Here is a 23,348-nt window from a genome sequence, read left to right as displayed (position 1 = left end):
TTTATGAGATTCCTATCTGTATAGGAATAAATTAGTACATCAGTGTCATCACTAAATTTTCTTCCGTTTTAATTTGTCCGGAATTTGTTACTGTATTTTCAGATTCCACATTGTTTTTTGCGCCCCAAAGAATAGACACAAATTGTACGGGATTGTTTTTAAATGTGTTGTTGTTGATGTTCACATTTACAATTCCGTTATGGTTTAGTAGCCTTTTGTTTTTCTCTTTTGCTCCACAATTCGTGAATGTGCTGTTAGATACTAAAAGGTTTCCTCCAATAGTAGACTCATCATAACCACCTCTGTAATAATCCACAACATTTTGTTTTACGTTGTTGAATTGACAGTTGTTAATGGTTAAATATTCGGTATTATAATCTCCTCTATCGTTTGTTTCTTCCGATAGTTCTATACCGTTTTCACAATCTGAAATAGCAGTATTTTTAAAAGTAACACGTTCTGAAAAAGATTGTTTGTATGCTCTTAAAACATAGTTGAAGTTACTTATTTTAGAATTTGAAACGGTTAAACCGAAATGATTCGACATATTCTCTTTTAAACTAGCAAAGGCATAGTTGGAAGCATTTCCTTTTAAAATCATGTTGTTTACGGTTAGTTTTCCTTTAGGTTGTAAAGAAAATAATGGCGTATCCGTTGCGCCAGAAAAAACAAGTTGTGCATTTCCTTCCGACTGGATAGTAAGTGTTTTGTTAATTACCAAAGATTTTGAAATATTATAAACACCTTCCGCGAAAGCGATAATATCACCACTATTAGCAGCATCTATTTTAGTTTGTAATTGTTCTGCTTTAGTTATGATGTGCGTTACTGGATCTTTTGCTTTCATTTCGTTAGAATACCAAGAAGCACCATATTTGGATTTATCTAAAATGTTAGGATTATTAAAATCTACACCTACCGTTGCACCAATACTTTTGCTGTCTTTTCTTGAGTTTCCAAATAGGTCGTTTTCAATAGTTTCAAAATCAAAACCATGATACGCTTCTACATCATTCGGAATTCCTGTTGGAAGCATGATGTTATCTGATACTTTTTTCAACGCTAAAGATGCAGCAGTAATGCCGCCATTAAAGTCCTTAAACTTCACACCTTGATTATCTACAATGTTATTTTTGAAAGTAACACCATCTGCTTTGTCATTTTCAACAACAATGCGTTCTAGACCTTTTTCATTGTAAACAACATTATTAGCAACCGTAGTTCTAATGGCTCTTGCAGAACGGATTTCCGATACGGGTAATACATCTGCTTGTGCAATGTTGGTACCAACGCCAAATTGCCAAGGCGAGCTACAATTTACGTAAGTGTTATAAGCAACCACCACATCGGTTACTTGATTGTAACGATTTAAAGGCGATTTTGGAATACCATTCATAACTGCCAACGGACTTCTAAAGCTTTTTCCTTTTAAGTTGAAGAAATAATTATTGGTAACCCAGTGTCCTGTGTTTATAATTCTAATTCCACCATATTGTTCATTTACGCCATCACCAATAAAATAGTTTCCATCAATGGTTACGTAATTTCCATGACGAGTAACAACAGAACCTTCACTTTTATAAAAGACATTATTTCTAATTTCGTTGAAGTTGGTTTTGCTGGAAATGATTTCTACTTCGCCATTACATTCCTCGAATAAATTATTAGCAATGGTTGTATTACTAGGACTCATAGAAGTAAAGCTACTTCCTAACTGAATAGTTTCTCCTCTTGCTCCACCTTTTCTTGGGCGAGGTCCAAAATGGTTATTGACAATTTTGTGATAATTCTTAATGCTTTCCACTCCTTTTAGATCTACTCTAACTGTTGGTCCGCCGTTTGTTTTTCCAGCAAGATAGGAATTGCTTAACTCGTTATGTCTTCCGTAGAACTGTACCCAAAGATCATCATCATCACGTTGTGGTTTGTTGAAATCTACAATAACACAGTTTGTAACTTTACAGTTATTTGCTATGGTGTTCTCGTCTAATCTAAAAGCGATTACATTTTCGCTTGGTGCATATCCATTTCTAAAATGTAGACCACTAACTTCTAAATATTCACCACCAAAAGCTAGGTTGGAAATCCCTTCAATAAAAACTTGTCCTTCAGTTTCTGCTTTAATAGTTATTGGATTGTCTTTGGTTCCTTTTCCTGTAAATTTTATTTCAACATCTTTCCAAACGCCATTTGCTAAAACAATGTTGTCTCCAGGTTTACTGTCCTTAATGGCATGGTTTAATTCCTCTATATTGGATACTTTATTTACACTAGTGGTTTCTGTGTTTCCGCAAGCGAATAGTAATATGGATAGGATTAAAATAGAAGCTATTTTTTTCATAAAAAGAATTGTTAATACGTTGTTATATTTTATAAAATACAAAAAGCCTTTCGTTAAAAAAGGAGTTATAGTTTTTAAATAACACAAATTGGTTAACCAGATTGGTTTACCAAAAATAACGATATTTATTTAATTCGCAAGTTTTTGTTAAAATAATTTGATAAAAAGCAATTTATAACGCTTTTTTTTGTTAAATTTATTACTAGTAATTTTCTCCCTAAATTTTAATAGCATCATATTAATTCTTTAATTTAACTATTATGTTAGGTGATACTTTGAAGATTGCTTTTGGCGAACTTGGCCAAAAAGAAATTAGTGGTTCTACACACAACGAGCGTATTTTAAAATACCAAGAAATGACAGGTTTAGATTTTGGTAATGATGAGGTTGCTTGGTGCAGTATTTTTGCTAATTGGGTGGCTCTACAAGCTAATTTAGAAATGTCTAATAGTGCCATGGCTAGAAGCTGGTTAAAGGTGGGTAAAAAAACCGATTGGCCACAACCAGGAGATATCGTTGTGTTTTGGCGTACCGATATTAATAGCCTTTTTGGGCATGTTGGTTTCTTTTTGGGGTATACCAAAAGTGGAAAGTCTATTTATTGTCTTGGTGGAAATCAAGATGATCAAGTAAATATTCAAACATTTACACTAGATAGGATTATTGAATTTAGAAGCTTGACAGATGACTTGGAAGACGACTTAGAAATTCCTACAGGATATTTACGCATTACAGAAAGTAACGGAAATGTAAAACTATTGCAAAAGATACTTGTTAAATTAAATTATTTAACGGGTAGTGCTGATGGTGTTTTTGGACCTAAAACATATACGGCTCTTAAAGCTTTTCAAGAAGCTAATTCTATTACAATAGATGGTATTTATGGTAATCAATCTAGAGAAACCTTAGAAAGAATCCTAAATGGATAAAGCTAAAAGGATGCTTGCTCAGTAAAGGTTGCAGTAACTTTTTATCTAATAAATTATGATGTTCTATTCGTTTTATCGTTTGCTATAAACAAATATAAAAAGCGTATGCTACAAATTTGTAGCATACGCTTTTAAGTTAATTAGTTATGTTAGGAAATTATTTACTTATTAGTCTTTGAAATCTAGCGTACTAATTAAAATGTTATTTTTTAAGAAAGCTCATTTTAATAGTATACGGTTTTTTATTTACCCAAGTAGTGTAGTTCCATTGCATGGATTTATCCGTAATTTCAGTAATTTTTATTTTGAATTTATCCGTTTCCCCATTTTCATTTTGATGTTTTAATATAACATCATATAAACCATTTTTTTTCGAAGATTTAGAAACATCAAAAGAGATATCTCTTTTTCCGTAAGAACAATAAAGATCATTTATAGCATAACTTCCTGTATTGTTTGATGGACTAAACCTCCAAAGGCTTTGTTCAAAACAAAAATTGGTTACATCATTAAAAAGTGTGATTCTTTCATACATATCTGGTTCCACATAAGATACTTTATTAAGTAACCAGAAGTCTTTTAAGATTCTTTCTGAAGAAACATCGTTAGATGATTTAAAAGAAAATAATAGAATACATGCTAAGGGGATAAATACTAATTTTTTAATCATTTTGCTATTAATGTTGTTAGCATTACATGATTAAGATTCTTGAAAAACCAGTCCCCTTTCTTGGTAATTCCGTCTTCTAAATAATGTTTTAAAAAATGTTTAATGAAAAGCAATCTTCATTAAACATTCCTATGCTATTGTTAGGGTTTTTAGGGTATTTTGACAATGATTTCATCGACAAAGTACGAATATAGCACATTAACGGTTATTTTTCCAAAGATTAAGTGGTTTTTTTTACGATTTTTTACAACTATTTGTGTAATTTTAACTGAATACGCTTTCTAACTACATCTATTTCAAGAACTTTTACAGTGATTTGTTGGTGTAAATGTACATGGGCATTTACGTCTTTAACAAAAGAGTCGGAAAGATTAGAAACGTGTATCAAGCCACTTTCTTTAATTCCAACATCTACAAAACATCCAAAATTGGTAATGTTATTTACAATTCCTGGTAATAATTGCCCTTCTTCAAGGTCGTTAATCGTTTTAATGTTTTGATTAAAAGCAAAAACCTTCGCTTCTTCTCTAATATCTAAGCCTGGTTTTTCAAGCTCCTTTATGATATCCTCAAGAGTTAGTAAACCTACTGTTTGGGTACTGTAATTTTTTAAATTTACTTTCTGAAGTAATGTTGTATTACCAATTAAATCTTCTACAGTTACTTTTAGATCCTTTGCCATTTTTCCTACTATTTTATAACTTTCTGGATGTACTGCAGAATCGTCTAACGGATTTTTGGCATCTTTAATTCTTAAAAAAGCAGCACCTTGCTCAAAAGCTTTTCCTCCTAATCTTGGCACCTCTTTTATTTCATTTCTAGAAGAAAACACACCGTTTTCGTTTCTGTAATTAAAAATGTTTTCGGCTAATTTTGGTCCGATACCAGAAACATAACTTAGTAAACTTTTGCTTGCTGTATTAATATTTACACCAACACTATTTACACAATTCTCTACTACAACATCTAATTCTTTTTGAAGTTTGCTTTGGTCTACATCATGTTGGTACTGACCAACACCAATTGATTTTGCGTCAATTTTCACAAGTTCTGCTAATGGATCTTGTAAACGTCTACCAATAGAAACAGAGCCTCTTACGGTTACATCATAATCTGGAAATTCATCACGAGCAATTTTAGATGCCGAATAAATACTTGCTCCAGCTTCGCTAACCACAAATATTTGCATGTCGTTTTTAAAATGAATTTTTCTAATTAAAGTTTCGGTTTCACGAGAAGCTGTTCCGTTACCAATAGCAATAGCTTCAATTTTGTAGGTGTCTGCTAAAGTGCTAATAGTATTCATCGCTCCAATACTATCGTTTTTTGGAGCATGCGGATAAATGTTTTCATTGTGTTTGAGTTGTCCTTGTGCATCTAAGCAAACCACTTTACAACCAGATCTAAAACCAGGATCTATAGCAAGTACTCTTTTTTCACCTAAAGGAGAACCTAATAAGAGTTGTTTTAAGTTTTTCGCAAATACGCTAATTGCAGACGCATCTGCTTTGTCTTTTGCTATTTGTAAGGCTTCATTAGATAACGAAGGGAAAAGCAAACGTTTGTATGCATCTGCTATTGCTAATTCTATTTGATTGGCACATGCGTTTTGAGAGCGTATGATTTTGTTTTCTATTTTATGTAAAGCGCTTTCATTGTCAATCTCCATTTTTACACGAATAAAACCTTCGGCTTCTGCTCTTAAAATAGCCAATAGTCTATGCGAAGGAATGCGGCTTAAAGATTCTTCCCATTTAAAGTAGTCTCTAAATTTTTGTGCTTTTTCGTCTTCTGCTTTTGTTTTTATCACTTTCGTGGAAATGATTGCGAAACGTTCCAGCTGTTTTCTAATGTTATTTCTAACATCTGTACGCTCGTTAATCCACTCGGCAATAATATGTCTTGCGCCTTCTAAAGCATCTTCAACAGAAGTAATTTCACCTTTTACATATTTAAAAGAAATAGATTCTATGTCATTCGCATTTTGACTCATGATAATCTTTGCCAATGGTTCTAATCCGTTTTTACGAGCTGTTTCTGCTTTGGTTTTACGTTTTTTCTTATATGGTAAGTATAAATCTTCTAGTGTGGTTAAATCGGTACAAGCTTCCACTTTGGTTTTTAACTCTGCCGTTAAAACATCTTGTTCTTCCAAGGCTTTAATAATTGCTGCTTTACGTTTTTCTAAAGCTTCAAATTGTTCTTTATATTTTACAATATCTCCAATTTGTACTTCGTCTAAATTTCCTGTAACTTCTTTTCGGTACCTAGAAATAAAAGGAATGGTGCAGTCTTGGTTTAATAATTCGACGGTGTTTTTAACGGAAGTTTCTGGTAATTGGGTTTTGGAAATTATATAAGAAATCATAAGACAGTTTTAATTTTAGAAAAGTAATAAAAAAAACCTTGTAGCACTAGACTACAAGGTTAATTATTATGATTGTTTTTGTGTTTATTCTACAGCTTCAAAAACAGCAAGTGGTGCCATTTTAGCTTTGTTAAGTGTCATTTTATTCGCATTTAAGGAGTAGTTGTCTACTTTTTCAAGAATACTTAAAAATGGTGTTTCTGTAGACATGTCTTCACAAGACATCATGGTTGAGGCTATTTTAGAAAGTACGATTCTATTACCTTCTTTTAATGTGAAGGCACCATTAAAGTTGTTGCAACTTCCATTTCCATACACTTTATTATCTTCTGTAGAAAATGTAATAAAAGCATTTTTAGAACTCACATCTTTACCTAGTAAATTGGTTAATTTCCATTTGGTGTTTGTAAAAGCAATAGCCTCCTTTTTAGAAATAACTTGTTTTTTTAAAATGTAAAACTTTGCTAATTCTCCTGTTACTTTATTTCCAGAAGCATCTAATTGGGTTAGTGTATTTTCTCCTACAAAATAGCTTGTTTCATCAGCATCCGATAATATGATTTTTTGTCCGTTTTCAATCCATTTAAAATAGCCTCTACTATTAAATACGCCATCTTTTTTACCTTCATATTCATGAATTGCAGAATAGGTTAGGTCTTCGTTTAGTTGGATGGTAGTTTTAATACCAGAACAATCTGCACAAGGTAGTGTGCCTTTGTAAACGCCTTGCCAATCTAAAGCGGTTTTGCTAGTATGATCGTCTATAGTAATTTCCTTTGTTGTTTCTTTTTCTGTATTTTCTTTTTTTGTGCTATTGCAACTTGTCAATAATACAAGGATTACAACTAGATTTAATATCCGTGTTTTCATTATATAAATGTATGTGGTTTTTATGCTTTTTCAAACAACATATTAATAGTATGTCTTTCGTTTTTAATGTAAATAACATAGTGCCATTGCATAGAAGTACTTGAGATCTCTGTTATTTTTATTCTATAATCTTTAGATGTACCCGCTTTATTTTTTGTCTTTAAAACAATGTGAGAATAGCCTGTTTTCTCTTCTGTTTTTAAAAACCTATAGGATATTTCACGTTTACCAATAGTGCAATAAAGGTCATTTATTGCATAGGTGCCAATAGTGTTTTTTGGATTAAATTGCCAACGACTATCTTTAAAACATTGATTTGTGGCGTCATTAAAAAGTATTGTTTTTTCGAAGATATTTGGATCTACAAAAGATACTTTTTTAAGTAACCAGTTATCCGAAAGACGAAACGCAGTCTTCTGTTTTATAGGAGTAGCTGTTTTACAAGACACTATCGATATTGCAATAAATAGCAAGAATAGCCTTTTCATTTTAGCTAATATGCAATCCGTTACTAACATTAGCATCATCAGGATTTACAAAAACCAATTTACCATCTGGTGTTTCGGTCATTAAAATCATTCCTTGGCTTTCTACACCACGAAGTGCTCTAGGAGCAAGGTTTACTAAAACAGTTACTTTTTTACCAACCACTTCTTCTGCTGTAAAACTTTCTGCAATACCAGAAACAATAGTTCTTACATCAATTCCTGTGTCTACTTTAAGTACTAAAAGCTTTTTTGCTTTTGGCATTTTTTCGGCTTCCAGAATAGTACCAACGCGAATATCTAATTTAGTAAAATCTTCAAAAGCAATCGTTTCTTTTTGTGGCTCCACAACTGCGTTTGCTATTTCGTTTGCTTTTTTACTAGCTTCTAATTTATCTAGTTGTTTCTGTATTTCGCTGTCCTCAATTTTAGAGAAAAGTAATTCTGCTTTTCCTATTTGATGTCCAGCTGGAAGTAATACTTCTTTGGTTGTTACTTCGTCCCAAGACGTCTCGACTGCGCTCGACGTGACATTAAGAATAGATTTTAGTTTAGTAGAAGTAAACGGTAAAAACGGTTCGCTTAATGTTGCTAAAGCCGAAGCGATTTGCAATGCCACGTACATGATTGTTTTTGTTCTAGCTTCGTCTAGTTTAATAACTTTCCAAGGTTCTTCGTCTGCTAAATATTTATTTCCTAATCGAGCAAGATTCATTAATTCTTGACCAGCTTCTCTAAATCGGTATCTTTCAATAGAACTAGAAATCACATTTGGATATGCTTTAATTGCAGCAAGAGTTTCTTGGTCTATTTCTGAAAAAGCGGTTGGTTCTGGAACAATTCCTTCGTAATATTTATTCGTTAAAACAACCACACGATTAATGAAGTTACCAAAAATGGCTACTAATTCGTTGTTGTTTCTTGCTTGAAAATCTTTCCAAGTAAAATCGTTATCCTTACTTTCTGGTGCATTTGCTGTTAATGCATAACGCAATACATCTTGTTGATTTGGGAAATCTTCTAAATATTCAGGTAACCAAACGGCCCAGTTTTTTGAGGTAGAAAGTTTTTTACCTTCTAGATTTAAAAACTCGTTTGCTGGTACGTTATCTGGAAGAATATAAGAACCTTCCGCTTTTAGCATTGCTGGAAAAATAATACAGTGAAACACAATATTGTCTTTACCTATAAAGTGTACTAGTTTCGTGTCTTTATCTTTCCAATATGGTTCCCAATCTTTTCCAACACGTGCTGCCCATTCTTTAGTAGAAGAGATATAGCCAATTGGTGCATCAAACCAAACGTAAAGTACTTTTCCTTCGGCTCCTTCAAGTGGTACAGGAATTCCCCAATCTAAATCTCTGGTTACGGCACGCGGACGTAAACCATCATCAATCCATGATTTTACTTGTCCGTAAACATTCGGTTTCCAATCTTTTTTATGTCCCTCTAAAATCCATTCACGTAAAAATTGTTCGTGTTTATTTAAAGGTAAAAACCAGTGTTTGGTTTGTTTTAAAGTAGGAACATTTCCTGTGATAGCGGATTTCGGATTAATTAAATCGGTTGCATTATGGCTAGTTCCACAGTTTTCACATTGGTCACCATAACTTTCTTCGTTTCCACATTTTGGGCACGTACCAACTACAAATCGATCTGCTAAAAACTGATTTGCTTCTGCATCATAAAGTTGTTCTGAAATTTCTTCAACAAATTCGTTTTTATCATACAAAGTTGTAAAAAACTCAGAAGCTGTATCGTGATGAATCTTCGCAGAAGTACGGGAGTAGTTATCGAAAGTAATTCCGAAGTCTTCAAAAGATTTTTTAATAATTGCGTGATATTTATCTACAATGTCTTGCGGAGTTACACCTTCTTTTTTTGCTTTAATAGTGATTGGAACACCATGCTCATCACTTCCGCAAATAAAAGCAACATCGTTTCCTGTTAAACGCATAAAACGTGCATAAATATCTGCTGGCACATAAACTCCGGCTAAATGACCAATATGAATTGGACCGTTAGTATATGGTAAAGCAGCAGTAATAGTATATCTCTTTGACATTGTAAATTTCTTTTTGAAGCCACAAAAGTACGCATTTTAAGAGGGATTTAGAAAAAAAATGTACATTTACATTATGACTAAAAAACGAATCTTTTTGCAACTGTTTTGTGTGGTTTTTTTCTTCGGAATGATAAGCCTAAACGCACAAGGAAATAGCATTAAAAACACGACTACTTTGATACAACCAGATTATTTAAAAGCAGGAGATACTGTTGCTATTGTTGCGCCTTCAGGAATATTAAAAAACAGAAATGGCGAAGTAGCACAAGCTACAGCATTACTTAAAAGTTGGAGTTTAAACGTAGTTGTAGGTGATCATGTTTTTAGTAAAGACAATCACTTTGCAGGAACAGATGCACAGCGTTGTGAAGATTTTCAGAAAGCATTAGACGACCCAACAATTAGCGCTATTTGGTCTGCAAGAGGTGGTTATGGAACGGTTAGAATTTTGGATAAATTAGATTATACTACGTTTAAGAAAAATCCGAAATGGGTTATTGGTTATAGTGATATTACCGCTTTGCATAATCAAGTGCATAATGAAGGTGTAGAGTCTTTACACGCTTTAATGTGTGTAAGTTTAACCAAAGATTTAAGTGAGATAGAAGAAAGCATAAATACTTTTAAAGATGCTCTTTTTGGAAAACCAATAGCATATACTTTAAAAGGATCGCCCTATAATAGAGTGGGAGAAGTTACAGCTCCAGTGGTTGGAGGAAATTTGACTATTTTACACACCATGTTAGGTTCTAGTACTAGTATCGATACTTCTGGGAAGATTTTATTTATAGAAGAAATTGGCGAATACAAATACCATATTGATAGAATGCTGCAAAGTTTAAAACGAGCAGGCTATTTTGAAAACTGTAAAGGACTTATGGTTGGAGATATGAGTAGGATGCGAAAAAACACCACACTTTGGGGGACTTCTGTAGAGCAACTTATTTTAGATGCTTTAGCGGAATATGATTTCCCAATAGTTTTTAATGTTCCAGCGGGACATGAAAAAGATAATCGCGCTTTGATTCTTGGTAGAAATGCTACCATAACTGTAGGAAAGGATGTGAGTACTGTTGTTTTTTGGAAATAATATTTTATCATCGGGAATGGGATTGAGGATCCACTTTTAAAATAGATTCCGCATCTAGTGCGAAATGACAAAACAGGAAATTAAATGTAGTTGGTAGGTAGAGATTCCAGCCTGAATTATTATAAAGTAAAATTAATAAGATTCCCACCTTCGTGGATAAAAATTTAGGTAGACAGGATGAGATTCCTGCCTGCGCAAGAACAAGATGGCACAACACAATGAACTTGGAGAAAAAGGAGAGGAGTTAGCAGTAGATTTTCTATTGCAAAATGGCTATGAAATTATGGAACGTAATTACCGATTTCAAAAAGCCGAAGTAGATATTATTGCCAGACAAAAAGATGTTCTAGCCATAGTGGAAGTAAAAACCAGATCTACTATCGATTTTGGGAATCCGCAAGACTTTTTAAAACCGAAGCAAATTCAGCGCATAGTAAAAGCAGTAGACCATTATGTAACCACGAATAAACTAGATGTGGAAGTGCGTTTTGATATTATTGCAATTGTTAAATCCGGAAAGACCTTTGAAATAGAACATTTAGAAAATGCTTTTTATCATTTCTAATTCCTGCTTATAAAAAAATGCTAAATAAGAAGAAGGAAAATAAACCTGAAAAAATAAAGCAACCTTGGCCAACTAAAGACGCTATGGAGCAAGTGTATGCCATGAACCTTTGGGGAAGCAATTCTTCTGCATTTTATTCTGGAGCAGGATCGCATGATCCAGAAATAGTACAACCATATATAGATGTTGTAAGCTCTTTTTTACAATCTTTTAAAAATCCACTTGTGGTTTGTGATTTAGGTTGCGGTGATTTTAACATAGGAAAGCAATTGGTAGAACACACCAAGAAGTACGTGGGTGTAGATATCGTTGCGGATCTTATACAGTATAATAAAGAACAATTTATAGCAGACCATTTAGAATTTTATTGTTTGGATATTGCTGTAGCTGATTTGCCTTCTGGTGATTGTGTTTTATTACGACAAGTATTACAGCATCTCTCGAATGCTGAAGTGCAAAATATACTGAATAAATTATCGGGTTTTAAATATGTGATTATAACCGAGCATGTGCCAGAAGGTGATTTTATACCCAATGCAGCTATTATTTCCGGACAAGGAATTAGGCTAAAAAAGAAAAGTGGTTTAGATGTATTAGCAGCTCCATTTCACTTTAAGGTACAAGATGAAAAACGGTTGTTATCTATTCCTTTAAAAGAAGGGAAAGGTGTTATTGTAACGACGCTTTATACCGTTTAGAAACTGAGTTGGTGTTAGGGTTTTAATGAAAATACTTCTTCCTGAAATGTATTGGTGTTTCTCCAGTTTTGGCTTTGAAAAATTTTGAAAAATAGGCGTAATCCGAAAACTCTAGCGTATTTGCAACATTGGCTAAATTATTATTAGAATGAACTATCAACCTTTTAGATTCTAGTAATATTCTTTCTGAGATTAACTGACTTGTGGTTTTGTTTATCGTCTGCTTTACAACTCTATTGAGATGCTTTGTGGTTATATGTAACTGGTTGGCATAAAACTTTGGTAGTTTCTCTTTATAAAAATGCGTGTTTATGGCATTTTCTAACTTTTCCAGTATGATAGAATAGCTAGGCGAAATAAGTTTTTCAGGATTTATATCTGCGGTGTATTCACGTGTTAATGCTATATAAATGCTATTTATAAGGTTCGTTATTTTTAATTCTTTTAAAAGATGGTCTTCCTGATATTCGTAATAAACCTCTTGGAATTTTAATTGTAATTCGTGTCTTTTCTCTTTCGGGACTTCTAGTAAAGGCGGATTTTGATAGGAATAATAAAATGGAAACGAATGCAGTGTATGGTCTAAAAATTTCATGTCGTAAAACGCTTGCGAATGAAAAAAGATATAGCCTTCCGGTTTTGTGTCAAATTTCCAAAAATGGGTTTGTCCTGGTTTTAAAAAGAAAACCTTCCCGGGGTTTATAGTATAAGAATTGAAATCAATTTCATGGGTTCCAGTGCCTTCCGTAAAGAGTACGCAGAGATAGAAATTATGACTGTGTGGTTTGCTTATTAAGTCCTTGTTGCGTGCTATGTGGTTGGAAAAAGAGTTGATATACAAATCTTTTAAAGGTTTCGATTTTTGAAACTGATCAATTTTTAAAACAGGTATCTTCATAGTAAATGTCTTAAAAGTACAAAAAATGGCGATTATTCTATAGGATTGTTCAGGTTTTATTCTTCTAGTTTTGTAGCACCATTAATTCATAGATTATGAGTGTAGTTCTTAATGCATTAAATTGTAAATGTCCCAATTGTAAAAAAGGAAATATCTTTAATACTAGAGGTAGTTTGTTGTTGTTTAAGATTCCTAAAATGAGTGCTAGGTGTAACGAATGTGATTTTAAATTTGAAAGAGAACCAGGTTTCTTTTTTGGCGCTATGTTTGTTAGTTATGCACTTGCAGTAGCACAAATGATAGCAAGCCTTATTGTGTTTTGGTATTTTATTGATTTATCTCCTTTAAGAGTTTTTTTGATTATTACTTTAATAGCCTTTTTGCTTGGTGCAGTTAATTATAGAATTTCAAGATCTATTTGGATTTACCTGTTTTATTAAGATTGGTTTTCACGTCTTAGTTAGGTGTTTTCTTCGGCGCGTATATGAAGACAGAGCTTTTTAGAGTAATTCTTTGTAAAACGAGAAAGTAAAAAAGAGTTAATCTTCTAGCTCTTCTTTTTCTTCTTTCTCCAGAACAATAGGATGTGCTTTATAAAAAGCTTCTAACCCAGAAAAATCATCTGGTTTATCTATGATGTTTTTGTCTGCATCTAGAATAAAATAAGTTGGTGTTGCCGAAACACCGTAAGCGTTGCCAATTGGGTTGTCCCATTTTCCTTCCCCATACACATGATTAAATACCGGAAAGTCATAGGTTTTATCTTTCCATCTGTAAATATCATTCTCTAAAGCAACAGCAATGACTTTTAGTTTGCCTGCTTCTAGGTTTTTTGTGTATTCATGAAGTTTTGGTAATTCTTCTAAACAATGCGAACAAGTACTACTCCAAAAAACGACTACATATTGTGCCGCCTCTTTATAATCGTAAAGTTTCACAAGGTCTACTTTTTCGTCTTTAGGAATTTCTAAAGTAAAGTTAGGAGCAAGCGCACCGATAGAAGTGTTTTTGTAAACGGTAAGTTTTTCAATTAAAGCATTATCCTTTTTTGCTTTTGCTATTGGCAATAAATACGTCTCTGCTATGTGGTTTGCAACTACCTCTTTTTTACCATCTGCAAATTGGTTAAAAAGTACTTCTGTAATAATTTCTTTAATAGTAGCATGCTCTCCAATAGCTTTAATAACGGTATCTACATTGTTTATATATCCAACATTTTCGTCTGTTGGATTTGTAAACGTAAATACATAGTTTAAAACGGTTTCAATTAAAAAGCTAGAGCTTTGTAAGGTCGCATTGCTAAAATCGATATTGTTAAAATAATTCGCTTTTAAGTTTTTTGAAAACGTCTGTGCATCTTCCATTTCTGTTGGAATATATGGCTTACTTGCTTTAATAAAATGAGAAGCTAGCATACCTTCGGAAGCTTTTTCAAATTCGTTTTGTGTTTCCGATAATACATCAAAAGCTTTACGGAATTCTTTTTTACTTTCTTTATTACTAGAATAATATGCGTTTATGTTCTTACTAACTGCTTGTAAACTTTCAGTATAAGCACCTAATAATTTGTTTTCTTGAGAGGTTATGTATTTTACGCCTTCGTCTAAATTAAAAGTAAGTTCTACGTCTTCTTTAGCATTATAAATAAAATCGAAATTGTACTCATCTTGCGGTAAAGCATACACGATTCGGTACATCCCTTTGGTAACTGTTGTATCCAATTTGAATTGGAAGTTACCAATGCTATCAATTTCAGCATTATTGACATAAAGCGAAGTGGTTGGTGTAACTTTATAAAGTATAGCGAATTTAAACTCATCTGCAGGAGTAAATGTTCCTTTAATGGTGTGTTGTGCTAATAAAATGCTTGGTAAAAAAGCGATTAAAAAAAGTAATTTTTTAGTCATTGTAATTGGTTTTCTTATACTATTTCAAAGGTTATGCCAAAATAGGTTTTAAAGCGTTTAATGCTTTGTCTACCGTGTTTATTCTATCAAAAGTAAGCAATAATCTTAAACCTGCTCTGGTCTGTTTTTCTTTCATTTTACATGCTTGCGGATTTGTTTGAATGTATTGCAAGACTTTACTAAAACCTGGACTTTGGTAAAAAGCACTTTGTTGGTCGTTAATAAAATAACCAACGAGCTTGCCTTTTTTCATTATGATTTTTTCTAAACCTAATTTGGTGGCAATCCATTTTATTCTAACCGAATTTAATAAGTCTACAACCTGCGTTGGTAGCTCGCCAAACCTATCGATAAGATGGGTTTCAAAAACGGTAAGTTCTTCTTCGGTTTTAATATTATTTAATTGCGTGTATAGGTTTAATCTTTCGGTGATATTGTTTACATAATCGTCTGGAAAAAGTATGGAGAAATCACTGTCTATAGTAATGTCTTTTACAAACTCTTTTTCTTTTCCGTCGTCTTCATATAAATCTTTAAACTCATTTTCTTTAAGCTCTTGAATGGCTTCGTTTAAAATTTTCTGATAGGTATCAAAACCAATATCATTAATGAAACCACTTTGTTCACCACCAAGTAAATCTCCAGCACCACGAATTTCTAAATCTTTCATGGCTATGTTGAATCCGCTACCAAGTTCTGTAAATTGCTCAAGAGCAGTAATACGTTTTCTGGCATCTGCTGTCATTGCCGAATATTCTGGTGTTATAAAATAACAGAATGCTTTTTTATTCGATCTACCAACACGACCACGCATTTGGTGCAAATCACTAAGTCCGAAATTATTCGCATTATTAATAAAAATGGTATTTGCATTTGGTACATCCAGACCACTTTCTACAATGGTTGTGCTTACTAAAACATCAAAATCACCATTCATAAAAGCAAGCATCAATTGCTCTAGCTTCTTACCATCCATTTGCCCATGACCAATACCAATTTTAGCATCTGGAACCAAACGTTGTATCAATCCTGCAACTTCCTTAATGTTTTCTATCCTATTATGAATGAAGAAAACTTGTCCGCCACGTTGTATTTCATAACTAATCGCATCACGAATACTTTCTTCGCTAAAGCGGATCACATTACTTTCTATAGGGTAACGGTTTGGAGGAGCCGTTGTAATTACCGACATATCTCTTGCAGCCATTAAGCTAAACTGAAGCGTTCTTGGTATGGGCGTAGCTGTTAAGGTTAACACATCTACATTGTCTTTTAATGTTTTTAGTTTTTCTTTTACAGCGACACCAAATTTTTGTTCTTCGTCTACAATAAGTAAACCTAAATCTTTAAATTTTACTTTTTTATTTACCAGTTGGTGTGTACCAATGATAATATCTACATGTCCTTTTTCTAGTTTTTCTAGCGTTTCGCGTTTTTCTTTCGCGGTTCTAAAACGGTTTAGATAATCTACCGTTACCGGAAACTCTTTTAAACGTTCTGCAAAAGATCTAGAATGTTGGTATGCCAAAATAGTTGTAGGAACTAAAACGGCAACTTGTTTACCATTATCTACAGCTTTAAAAGCGGCACGAATAGCAACTTCTGTTTTCCCAAAACCAACATCACCACAAATTAATCGGTCCATTGGTCTCTCACTTTCCATGTCTACTTTAATATCTGCAGTTGCTGTGGTTTGGTCTGGTGTGTCTTCGTAAATAAAGGATGCTTCCAACTCGTGTTGTAAGTAAGAATCCGGATTGTATTGGTAGCCTTTTTCTAGTTTTCGTTTTGCATATACTTTAATAAGGTTGAATGCAATTTCTTTAACTCTAGATTTAGTTTTTTGTTTTAAAACTTTCCAAGCTTTACTACCAAGTTTATACACTTTTGGCGGTTTACCATCTTTACCATTAAACTTGGTGATTTTATGTAGCGAGTGAATACTTAAATAGAGTATATCACGTTCGCCATATACCAATTTAATAGCTTCTTGTTTTTTGCCTTCGACATCTATTTTTTGCAGTCCGCCAAACTTACCAATACCATGATCTATATGTGTAACATAATCGCCAATATCTAGATTTGTAAGTTCTTTTAAGGTTATGGATTGCTTTTTAGCGTAGCCATTTTTTAAGTGGAATTTATGATAACGTTCAAATATTTGATGGTCTGTATAGCAGATGATTTGATTGTCGTTATCTACAAAACCTTGAAAAAGCGAAAGCACAATGGTTTTATAATGTACTTCTTGTTCTACGTCTTCAAAGATATCATGAAAACGTTTTGCTTGTTGCTCACTTACACAAGCAATATAATTGGTGAAACCTTTGTTGTGATTACTGTTTAGGTTATCAATAAGTAAGTCGAAATTTTTATTGAAAGCAGGTTGTGGTGTGGTATGGAATGCAATAGTCGTTGTGCTGGACATGACAGATGTGCTCCCAAATTCTACTACAGAAAACTCTAAAAGTTGCTTTTTTAATAAGGTTGCATTACAGAATAATTCTTTTGGTTCTGCGTGTTTAATTTCCGGCGAAAGATTTCCAAAAGCTTCCACTGCTTTTTCAAAAAGGGAATCTACTCTTGCGAAAGTTAAGTCGGCATTTTTTGTGAAAACCACCGTTTTTTGCGCAATGTATTTTAAGAAACTTTGTCTGCTTTCTTCTAAAAACTTATTAGCAACATTAGGTATGATGCTAATTTTTTTAATTTGCTCTGTAGAGAGTTGTGTTTCTACATCGAAGGTACGAATGCTATCTACCTCGTCACCAAAAAACTCAATTCTATAGGGTTCGTCATGACTAAAGGAGAATACATCTACAATTCCTCCACGAACGGAAAACTCTCCAGGTTCGGTAACAAAGTCGACACGTTTAAATTTGTATTCGAATAGTACTTCGTTTACAAAATCTATAGATAAATCATCTTGAACAGAAATTTTTAATGTGTTTTTTTCCAGTTCCCGACGGGTTACTACTTTTTCGAATAGTGCATCTGGATAGGTAACAATTACTGCTGGCTTTTTACGAGAATTTATTCGGTTTAAGACTTCCGATCGTAGTAGCACATTTGCATTGTCTGTTTCTTCTATTTGGTAAGGTCTTCTATAGCTTCCAGGATAAAAGAGAACGTCTTTACTATTTAGTAATTGTTCTAAATCGTTGAGGTAAAAGGCTGCTTCTTCTTTATCGTTAAAAATAAGGAGGAATGGTTTTTCGGCTTGTTTAAAATTTTGTGAAATAATAAACGAAAGGGAAGAACCAACAAGCCCTTTAATATGTGTTTTTGTTTCGGTTTTGGCAATAGCAGTTTGCAGTTTTTGCGATTGCAAAGACTGTGCATAGGCTTGCGAGAGAAGTGTTTTACTCACGTATTTTAATTTTGTGTAAAGATATGTTTTAGATATTGGAATTACCAATTACAAAATATGATTTTTAATGGAACTTGTTTTTGCATTAGCGATAGCAGTGGCATCCTTTTTTGTGTGCAAAAAAGATATAACGAATAGCGCGACACTACGAAGCTTTTGCGTAGTGGTGTAATGCCCAAGTTATACAAGTTAAGTTTGTTTTATTAGACCTAAAAAAAGCTATTAATAATGTTTTAAATCGTGTTTTGTTTAATTATCTTTGTGCCACTTAAAAAAAAGAATATATGTCAATTTCAGATTTATTTGATAGTGGATTTAAAAAGCGTAATGAAGACCATTTTGCTTCAATTGTTAGAGTTGCAATGGAAGATGGGGTTATTACAGATGAAGAAAAAGCGTTTTTAGATCGTTTAGCTAGAAATTTAGATATTAGCGAAGGAGATTATGCAATAATTTTAAAGGATTATGCTTCTCATAATATTAATCCTCCAACGTCTTATGATAGTCGTTTAGAGCGTTTATATGATTTATCTAGAATGGTTTTTGTGGATCATATTAAAGGAGATGATGAAGAACATGTTTTACGTAAGATTGCTGTGGGATTAGGTTTTAAACCTGAAAATGTAAAGTATGTTGTGGATAAAGCGCTTACTTTGGTGAGTAATAAAGTAGATTTAGATACTTTTATTGAAGAAATTAAAACAATGAATAAATAATAATTTTAGATTATTTAATCGATAAAAAAAAGGCGAACTATTTATAGTTCGCCTTTTTTTTATTTTAAGTATTTGTGGATGGTTTTTAGCAAGCTTTTCTCGTCAAAAGGTTTACTAATCACATCGTTTATTTTTGCTTTTTTGTAGCGTTTTAGGTCTTCAGGGAACACTTTTCCTGTTAAGGCTAGAATGGGAATTTTTTTAAGTTCTTTTTCTGGTAGTTGTCTGATTTCTATGGCAAGTTGATCTCCAGTAGTATTTGGAAGATTGATGTCCATTAAAATAATGTCAGGCTTTTGGTTTTGGATGGTTTCTATTAGCGTATCTGGATTGGTAACGATATCTAAATAAAATTTTCCTTGCGCTGCTAATATTTTAAGAACCGAGAGTTGCGTTATTTCTGAGTTTTCTACTAAAAGAATATGGTATTTATCTTTTCCTAGTTTTTCTACAGTAGCAACTTCTACTTTTTTATCTTTTGTTTTTGTATCTAATTTAAAACTTAAATTTAAAGCGAAAGAGGTCCCTTCGTTAAATTCACTGTCAATAGAGATGTTACCATCCATTAACGATACTAGGTTTTTTACAATGGCTAAACCTAATCCTGTTCCTTTGTTTCTTTGGGTGGTGTCTACTTGGGTGAAGCTTGTAAAAACTTTGTCTAGGTTTTCTTTTTCTATACCAATTCCTGTGTCTATAATTTGAAAATGAATACTTGCTTTATTAGCTCTTACTTGATTTAAAGAAACATTTAAAGTGATACTACCTTTTGTGGTGTATTTAATAGCGTTGTCTATTAGATTACCTAGTATTTGCTTTAATCTATAAGGGTCACCAATGATTTGTGGTGGTAATTTTTCTCCAATAGTATTAAGAAAAGTTAATCCTTTTTCTTCGGCTTTTATTTTATAGGTAAAAACAAATTCTTCTAAAAACTCGGATAGGTTGAAAGAGTCTTCAATTAAATTAAGCTTACCAACTTCTATTTTAGAAATATCTAAAATGTCTTCAATCATGTGTTTTAAATGATTGGAAGATGTGTTGATAATGTTTAGATAATCTTTTTGTTCGGAGTCTAGATTGGTTTTGCCTAGAATATCTACAAAAGTAATTATCCCAGAAAGAGGTTCTCTAATTTCATGGCTAAAGTTAGCGATGAAGGTGTTTTTGAACTCTTCTTTTTCTATTAAGTATTTATTTTTTAATTCAAGAATTTGGGAGTCTATAACCGATTCGTTTCTCTTTTGCGCAGTTAATTGATAATTGTCGTAATGCGTTGTTAGGTCTTGAATGATTAGTAGCGCGTGTTCTTTAGAAAACGTTTTAAGCGTAATATCTGCTATTATATTTCTATTGTCTGTTTCTAAATGAATACATGAGAATAGATATTCTTGATTTTCCTCTAGATCTAATAAGGTTGTAATACTTTCAAAAAAAGGATGTAAACTTGTTATACTTTGCTTGGTAACATTTGAAAAGAAAGCATCATCGGACTCTAAGATAATACTTTTTTTGTCTACAATAAGGTATTGAATAATAGCCTTTTCATGTGCTAATTTGTGTTTTGCAAGCATTATTCTTTGGTTTAAGAAATTAGTTGTTTAGCTAATGTAGAGAATAGATCATTAACTTTAGTATTTGCTTTTGCACTTGTATAAAAATCGGTGAACGACCCAAAAACATCGCTGTTCTGCTTAATAAAGTCTTTGGTAACTAAATCTTTTTTGTTTCCTACTACTTTTATTGGGATGTTTGGATAGTTTGTTTTTATAAAATTTAGATCGCTTTCTAATTGCTCATAGGTTGCAGGTCTGGTAAGATCAAATACGTATATCATACCACTAGTACCCAACATATAAGAGGCTCTTGTGTTTGTAATATCATCATTACCTTCTAAATCCCAAATGATTAAAGAAACCGTTTCCTTTGGAGAAATTACTACTTCTTTTTTTAATATATGTACACCTATGGTTACTTTGTAGTTGTCTGTAAAAGTATCTTCGACAAAACGTCTAATAAGCGAAGATTTACCAACACCAAAGTGACCAAGTAAAACTATTTTTTTAGAGATATTCATTAGCAAAATATGCTTTTAATTTTTTAGTTAAAGACTCTTTATTTTTTAGATCTGTTTCATTAATAATGTTTTGAGCAAAATCTAATAGTTTGTCTTCTAATTCTGTTTTATGACTAGCATTAAATATGCCAGAAATTACTACTGCAATGTAATAAGATGAGAAATTTTGAATATAAATACTATAGGTTTCATATTCAATGAGTTCTAGGTTTTGGTCGTTTTTTTTAAAAGCATCTTCTACAAAGCTTTTAATAGCAGTTAACATTCCTGCAACCATATCTTCATCTATATCATCTGTTTTAGAGTATTTTGAAATAAGTAAACCAGATCCTTTTTCAATAACCATAAACTGGTTTAGTTTTGGAGCAAATTGATTCTGTAAGATTAAATCGGCCTCACTAACTCCAGAGGTTTTAGCTTTAAATTTTCGTTTAAAGCCTTTAAAAGAAAAGGTGTTGTCTATTTGTTGGTTTATTTTTTCGGATAAAAGTTTGAATTCGTTTTGAATGTACTTTTTTATCATTCTACCTAGAATTGGGTACAATGCTTCTACTACAGCATCTTGAGAGTTTTTAATCTCTTTTTTTAATGCTTCTGTAATAGTTGGACCTAAAGTATCTGGTATTTCAAGAACAAATTTGTTTAATTTATCGTCAATAATAGGGTCTACCTTTTCGGATAAATTTGTTTTTTTATTTATTGTTTCTTCAAGGATTTTGATTTTTTCATGAATTGATAAAGCATATTCTCTTTCATCTGTTAGTAAGATGTCTTTAAGAACTTTAAGTTTATCTTCTTGATTCATGATTGCTAGTAATTTGTGTTACTTGCTTATTTTTTCACCAAGATTCATTAACAAGTCACCTAACAATTTTCTGTCTAATTTTTTGTCGTCAAGCGTATCTGCTTTATCGTTAAAAGAATTTTCAAGGTCTGTAATTCTTATGTTAATGTCTGTGCTTAAATTATCAATATTTTGAAGTAATTCTTTTCTAACATCATCCATCAAGTTTTCTAATTCTTGCTTTTTGGCGAGGATGTCATTTTTTACCGCTTCAAACTCACTATCGTAAGCTTGCATGTTTTCTCCAAAAATAAGCTGTTTTATAGCGTCAATTTTTGTAGTAGCTTCTACATTTGAATTAAGTGATTCGGTGTTGTTATTTGTAAGTTTTTCTTTAGCCATTATCGTTTAGCTTTTGTTTAAAAAAGTAATGTACAAAAATAATGAAAAAGTAATGACTTAATCTAGTAAATATTAAGCCTTTTGCATAAATTCTTCTGCTTTTTCGACCATATTTTTACTTCCACACAAAAACGGTACTCTTTGGTGTAATTCTGTTGGATCAATTTCCATAATTCTAGTGTAACCATCACTTGCTTTTCCGTTAGCTTGTTCTGCTAAAAAAGCCATAGGATTACATTCATATAACAAACGTAATTTACCTTGTGGGTTTTTAGAGCTTTTTGGGTACATATACACACCTCCTTTTATCATATTTCTATGAAAATCAGAAACTAAAGATCCAATATATCTACTTGTGTAAGGTCTGTCGCCTTCTTCCTCTTGGCAATATTTAATGTAGTTTTTAACCCCTTGTGGAAATTGTGCATAGTTTCCTTCATTTACAGAATAGATATTACCATCCTCAGGGAACTGCATATCTGGGTGCGATAAATAAAATGTACCAATTGCAGGGTTAAGTGTAAATCCGTGTACACCATCTCCAGTAGTATAGACTAACATGGTAGATGTTCCATAAACGATATATCCAGCAGCAACTTGTTGTTCTCCTTTTTGTAAGAAATCTTCCAAAGTAACAGGTGTTCCAACAGGTGTTACACGTCTGTAAATAGAAAAAATAGTACCAACAGAAACGTTGACATCTATGTTAGAAGAACCATCTAAAGGATCTATTAAAACAATATATTTGTTTTGGTTGTTTTCGTCTTGGCTATTAATTGCAATAAAATCATCTTCTTCTTCACTTGCAATACCACAAACTATATTTCTTTTAGTAAGTGTTTGAATAAATTTTTCGTTAGCATAAACATCCAGTTTTTGTTGGTCTTCTCCTTGAATGTTGGTGTCTCCAGCAGCTCCAATAATATCAACCAATCCGGCTTTGTTTACTTCATGGTTTACTACTTTTGCCGCCAAACGAATGGAATTAATAAGTCTAGATAATTCACCAGAAGTATATTTAAAAGATGTTTGGTTTTCTATAATAAATTCTCCTAATGTTTGTTTTGTTCTAGACATAATAGCTTTTTAAAGTTTGTACAAATATCGTATTTT

At 32.5% G+C, this 23,348-nt stretch carries 20 protein-coding genes; 6 read left to right on the top strand and 14 right to left on the bottom strand.

What is annotated here, in order from left to right:
- Positions 1 to 31 precede the first annotated feature (31 nt).
- The gene (locus tag AMD28_RS09680; protein WP_055443925.1) at positions 32 to 2,341 is read right to left on the bottom strand and encodes a chondroitinase-B domain-containing protein; all 2,310 of its coding nucleotides are present in this window, start codon (positions 2,339 to 2,341) and stop codon (positions 32 to 34) included.
- Between the two features lie 260 nt (positions 2,342 to 2,601).
- Here AMD28_RS09680 and AMD28_RS18385 point away from each other — a divergent pair, with 260 nt between their 5' ends.
- The gene (locus AMD28_RS18385; RefSeq protein WP_083478277.1) at positions 2,602 to 3,270 is read left to right on the top strand and encodes a C40 family peptidase; all 669 of its coding nucleotides are present in this window, start codon (positions 2,602 to 2,604) and stop codon (positions 3,268 to 3,270) included.
- Positions 3,271 to 3,472: 202 nt separating this feature from the next.
- Here AMD28_RS18385 and AMD28_RS09670 read toward each other — a convergent pair whose 3' ends face one another.
- The 5 genes from AMD28_RS09670 to metG all read right to left on the bottom strand — a co-directional run bounded on the left by AMD28_RS09670 (position 3,473) and on the right by metG (position 9,728).
- Complete coding sequence (locus AMD28_RS09670; RefSeq protein WP_055443924.1) at positions 3,473 to 3,940, bottom strand: hypothetical protein; 468 nt, start codon at positions 3,938 to 3,940, stop codon at positions 3,473 to 3,475.
- Between the two features lie 250 nt (positions 3,941 to 4,190).
- Complete coding sequence (locus tag AMD28_RS09665; protein ID WP_055443923.1) at positions 4,191 to 6,308, bottom strand: Tex family protein; 2,118 nt, start codon at positions 6,306 to 6,308, stop codon at positions 4,191 to 4,193.
- Between the two features lie 84 nt (positions 6,309 to 6,392).
- A complete protein-coding gene (locus tag AMD28_RS09660) occupies positions 6,393 to 7,178 on the bottom strand; it encodes a copper resistance protein NlpE N-terminal domain-containing protein (RefSeq protein WP_055443922.1) in 786 nt (261 codons plus the stop codon).
- 20 nt (positions 7,179 to 7,198) lie between these two features.
- Entirely contained in the window at positions 7,199 to 7,666 is a 468-nt protein-coding gene (locus AMD28_RS09655) for a hypothetical protein (RefSeq protein WP_152975578.1), read from the bottom strand.
- Position 7,667: 1 nt separating this feature from the next.
- Entirely contained in the window at positions 7,668 to 9,728 is a 2,061-nt protein-coding gene (metG, locus tag AMD28_RS09650) for a methionine--tRNA ligase (RefSeq protein WP_055443920.1), read from the bottom strand.
- A 58-nt stretch (positions 9,729 to 9,786) separates the two neighbouring features.
- On the opposite strand from metG, the gene AMD28_RS09645 reads away from it, so the two are divergent.
- From AMD28_RS09645 to AMD28_RS09635, 3 genes are all read left to right on the top strand, one after another.
- Positions 9,787 to 10,818 carry a S66 peptidase family protein gene (locus AMD28_RS09645; protein WP_420806049.1) on the top strand — a complete coding sequence of 344 codons (1,032 nt, stop codon included), beginning with the start codon at positions 9,787 to 9,789 and terminating at the stop codon, positions 10,816 to 10,818.
- 205 nt (positions 10,819 to 11,023) lie between these two features.
- Positions 11,024 to 11,383 (top strand): YraN family protein, encoded by a 360-nt coding sequence (locus AMD28_RS09640; RefSeq protein WP_055443918.1) that lies wholly within the window; start codon positions 11,024 to 11,026, stop codon positions 11,381 to 11,383.
- Between the two features lie 17 nt (positions 11,384 to 11,400).
- Positions 11,401 to 12,081 (top strand): class I SAM-dependent methyltransferase, encoded by a 681-nt coding sequence (locus tag AMD28_RS09635; RefSeq protein WP_055443917.1) that lies wholly within the window; start codon positions 11,401 to 11,403, stop codon positions 12,079 to 12,081.
- 22 nt (positions 12,082 to 12,103) lie between these two features.
- Here AMD28_RS09635 and AMD28_RS09630 read toward each other — a convergent pair whose 3' ends face one another.
- Positions 12,104 to 12,979 carry a helix-turn-helix domain-containing protein gene (locus AMD28_RS09630; protein WP_055443916.1) on the bottom strand — a complete coding sequence of 292 codons (876 nt, stop codon included), beginning with the start codon at positions 12,977 to 12,979 and terminating at the stop codon, positions 12,104 to 12,106.
- A gap of 95 nt (positions 12,980 to 13,074) precedes the next feature.
- Between AMD28_RS09630 and AMD28_RS09625 the strand changes: the two genes are divergently transcribed.
- Complete coding sequence (locus tag AMD28_RS09625) at positions 13,075 to 13,419, top strand: DUF983 domain-containing protein (RefSeq protein WP_055443915.1); 345 nt, start codon at positions 13,075 to 13,077, stop codon at positions 13,417 to 13,419.
- A gap of 99 nt (positions 13,420 to 13,518) precedes the next feature.
- On the opposite strand, the gene AMD28_RS09620 is transcribed toward AMD28_RS09625, so the two are convergent.
- On the bottom strand, positions 13,519 to 14,886 hold the full coding sequence (locus AMD28_RS09620; protein WP_083478276.1) for a TlpA family protein disulfide reductase: 1,368 nt from the start codon (positions 14,884 to 14,886) through the stop codon (positions 13,519 to 13,521).
- A 31-nt stretch (positions 14,887 to 14,917) separates the two neighbouring features.
- The gene (gene mfd / locus AMD28_RS09615) at positions 14,918 to 18,256 is read right to left on the bottom strand and encodes a transcription-repair coupling factor (RefSeq protein WP_055444353.1); all 3,339 of its coding nucleotides are present in this window, start codon (positions 18,254 to 18,256) and stop codon (positions 14,918 to 14,920) included.
- 284 nt (positions 18,257 to 18,540) lie between these two features.
- Between mfd and AMD28_RS09610 the strand changes: the two genes are divergently transcribed.
- Entirely contained in the window at positions 18,541 to 18,972 is a 432-nt protein-coding gene (locus AMD28_RS09610; protein WP_055443914.1) for a TerB family tellurite resistance protein, read from the top strand.
- Positions 18,973 to 19,031: 59 nt separating this feature from the next.
- On the opposite strand, the gene AMD28_RS09605 is transcribed toward AMD28_RS09610, so the two are convergent.
- The 5 genes from AMD28_RS09605 to fbp form a co-directional block, all read right to left on the bottom strand.
- Positions 19,032 to 20,546 carry an ATP-binding response regulator gene (locus tag AMD28_RS09605; protein ID WP_055443913.1) on the bottom strand — a complete coding sequence of 505 codons (1,515 nt, stop codon included), beginning with the start codon at positions 20,544 to 20,546 and terminating at the stop codon, positions 19,032 to 19,034.
- A gap of 11 nt (positions 20,547 to 20,557) precedes the next feature.
- Entirely contained in the window at positions 20,558 to 21,049 is a 492-nt protein-coding gene (locus AMD28_RS09600; RefSeq protein ID WP_055443912.1) for a Rab family GTPase, read from the bottom strand.
- Positions 21,036 to 21,854 carry a hypothetical protein gene (locus AMD28_RS09595; RefSeq protein WP_055443911.1) on the bottom strand — a complete coding sequence of 273 codons (819 nt, stop codon included), beginning with the start codon at positions 21,852 to 21,854 and terminating at the stop codon, positions 21,036 to 21,038. The genes AMD28_RS09600 and AMD28_RS09595 overlap by 14 nt, the downstream gene beginning before the upstream one ends.
- Positions 21,855 to 21,872: 18 nt before the next feature.
- Positions 21,873 to 22,235, bottom strand: coding sequence for a hypothetical protein (locus AMD28_RS09590; protein ID WP_055443910.1), 363 nt, complete (start codon positions 22,233 to 22,235; stop codon positions 21,873 to 21,875).
- Between the two features lie 72 nt (positions 22,236 to 22,307).
- Positions 22,308 to 23,312 carry a class 1 fructose-bisphosphatase gene (fbp, locus tag AMD28_RS09585; RefSeq protein ID WP_055443909.1) on the bottom strand — a complete coding sequence of 335 codons (1,005 nt, stop codon included), beginning with the start codon at positions 23,310 to 23,312 and terminating at the stop codon, positions 22,308 to 22,310.
- Positions 23,313 to 23,348 lie beyond the last annotated feature (36 nt).

The organism is Lacinutrix himadriensis (assembly GCF_001418105.1).
Taxonomy (GTDB): domain Bacteria; phylum Bacteroidota; class Bacteroidia; order Flavobacteriales; family Flavobacteriaceae; genus Oceanihabitans; species Oceanihabitans himadriense.
Note: the sequence above shows the minus strand (reverse complement) of the source record. Positions and strands in the feature narration are given on the sequence as shown.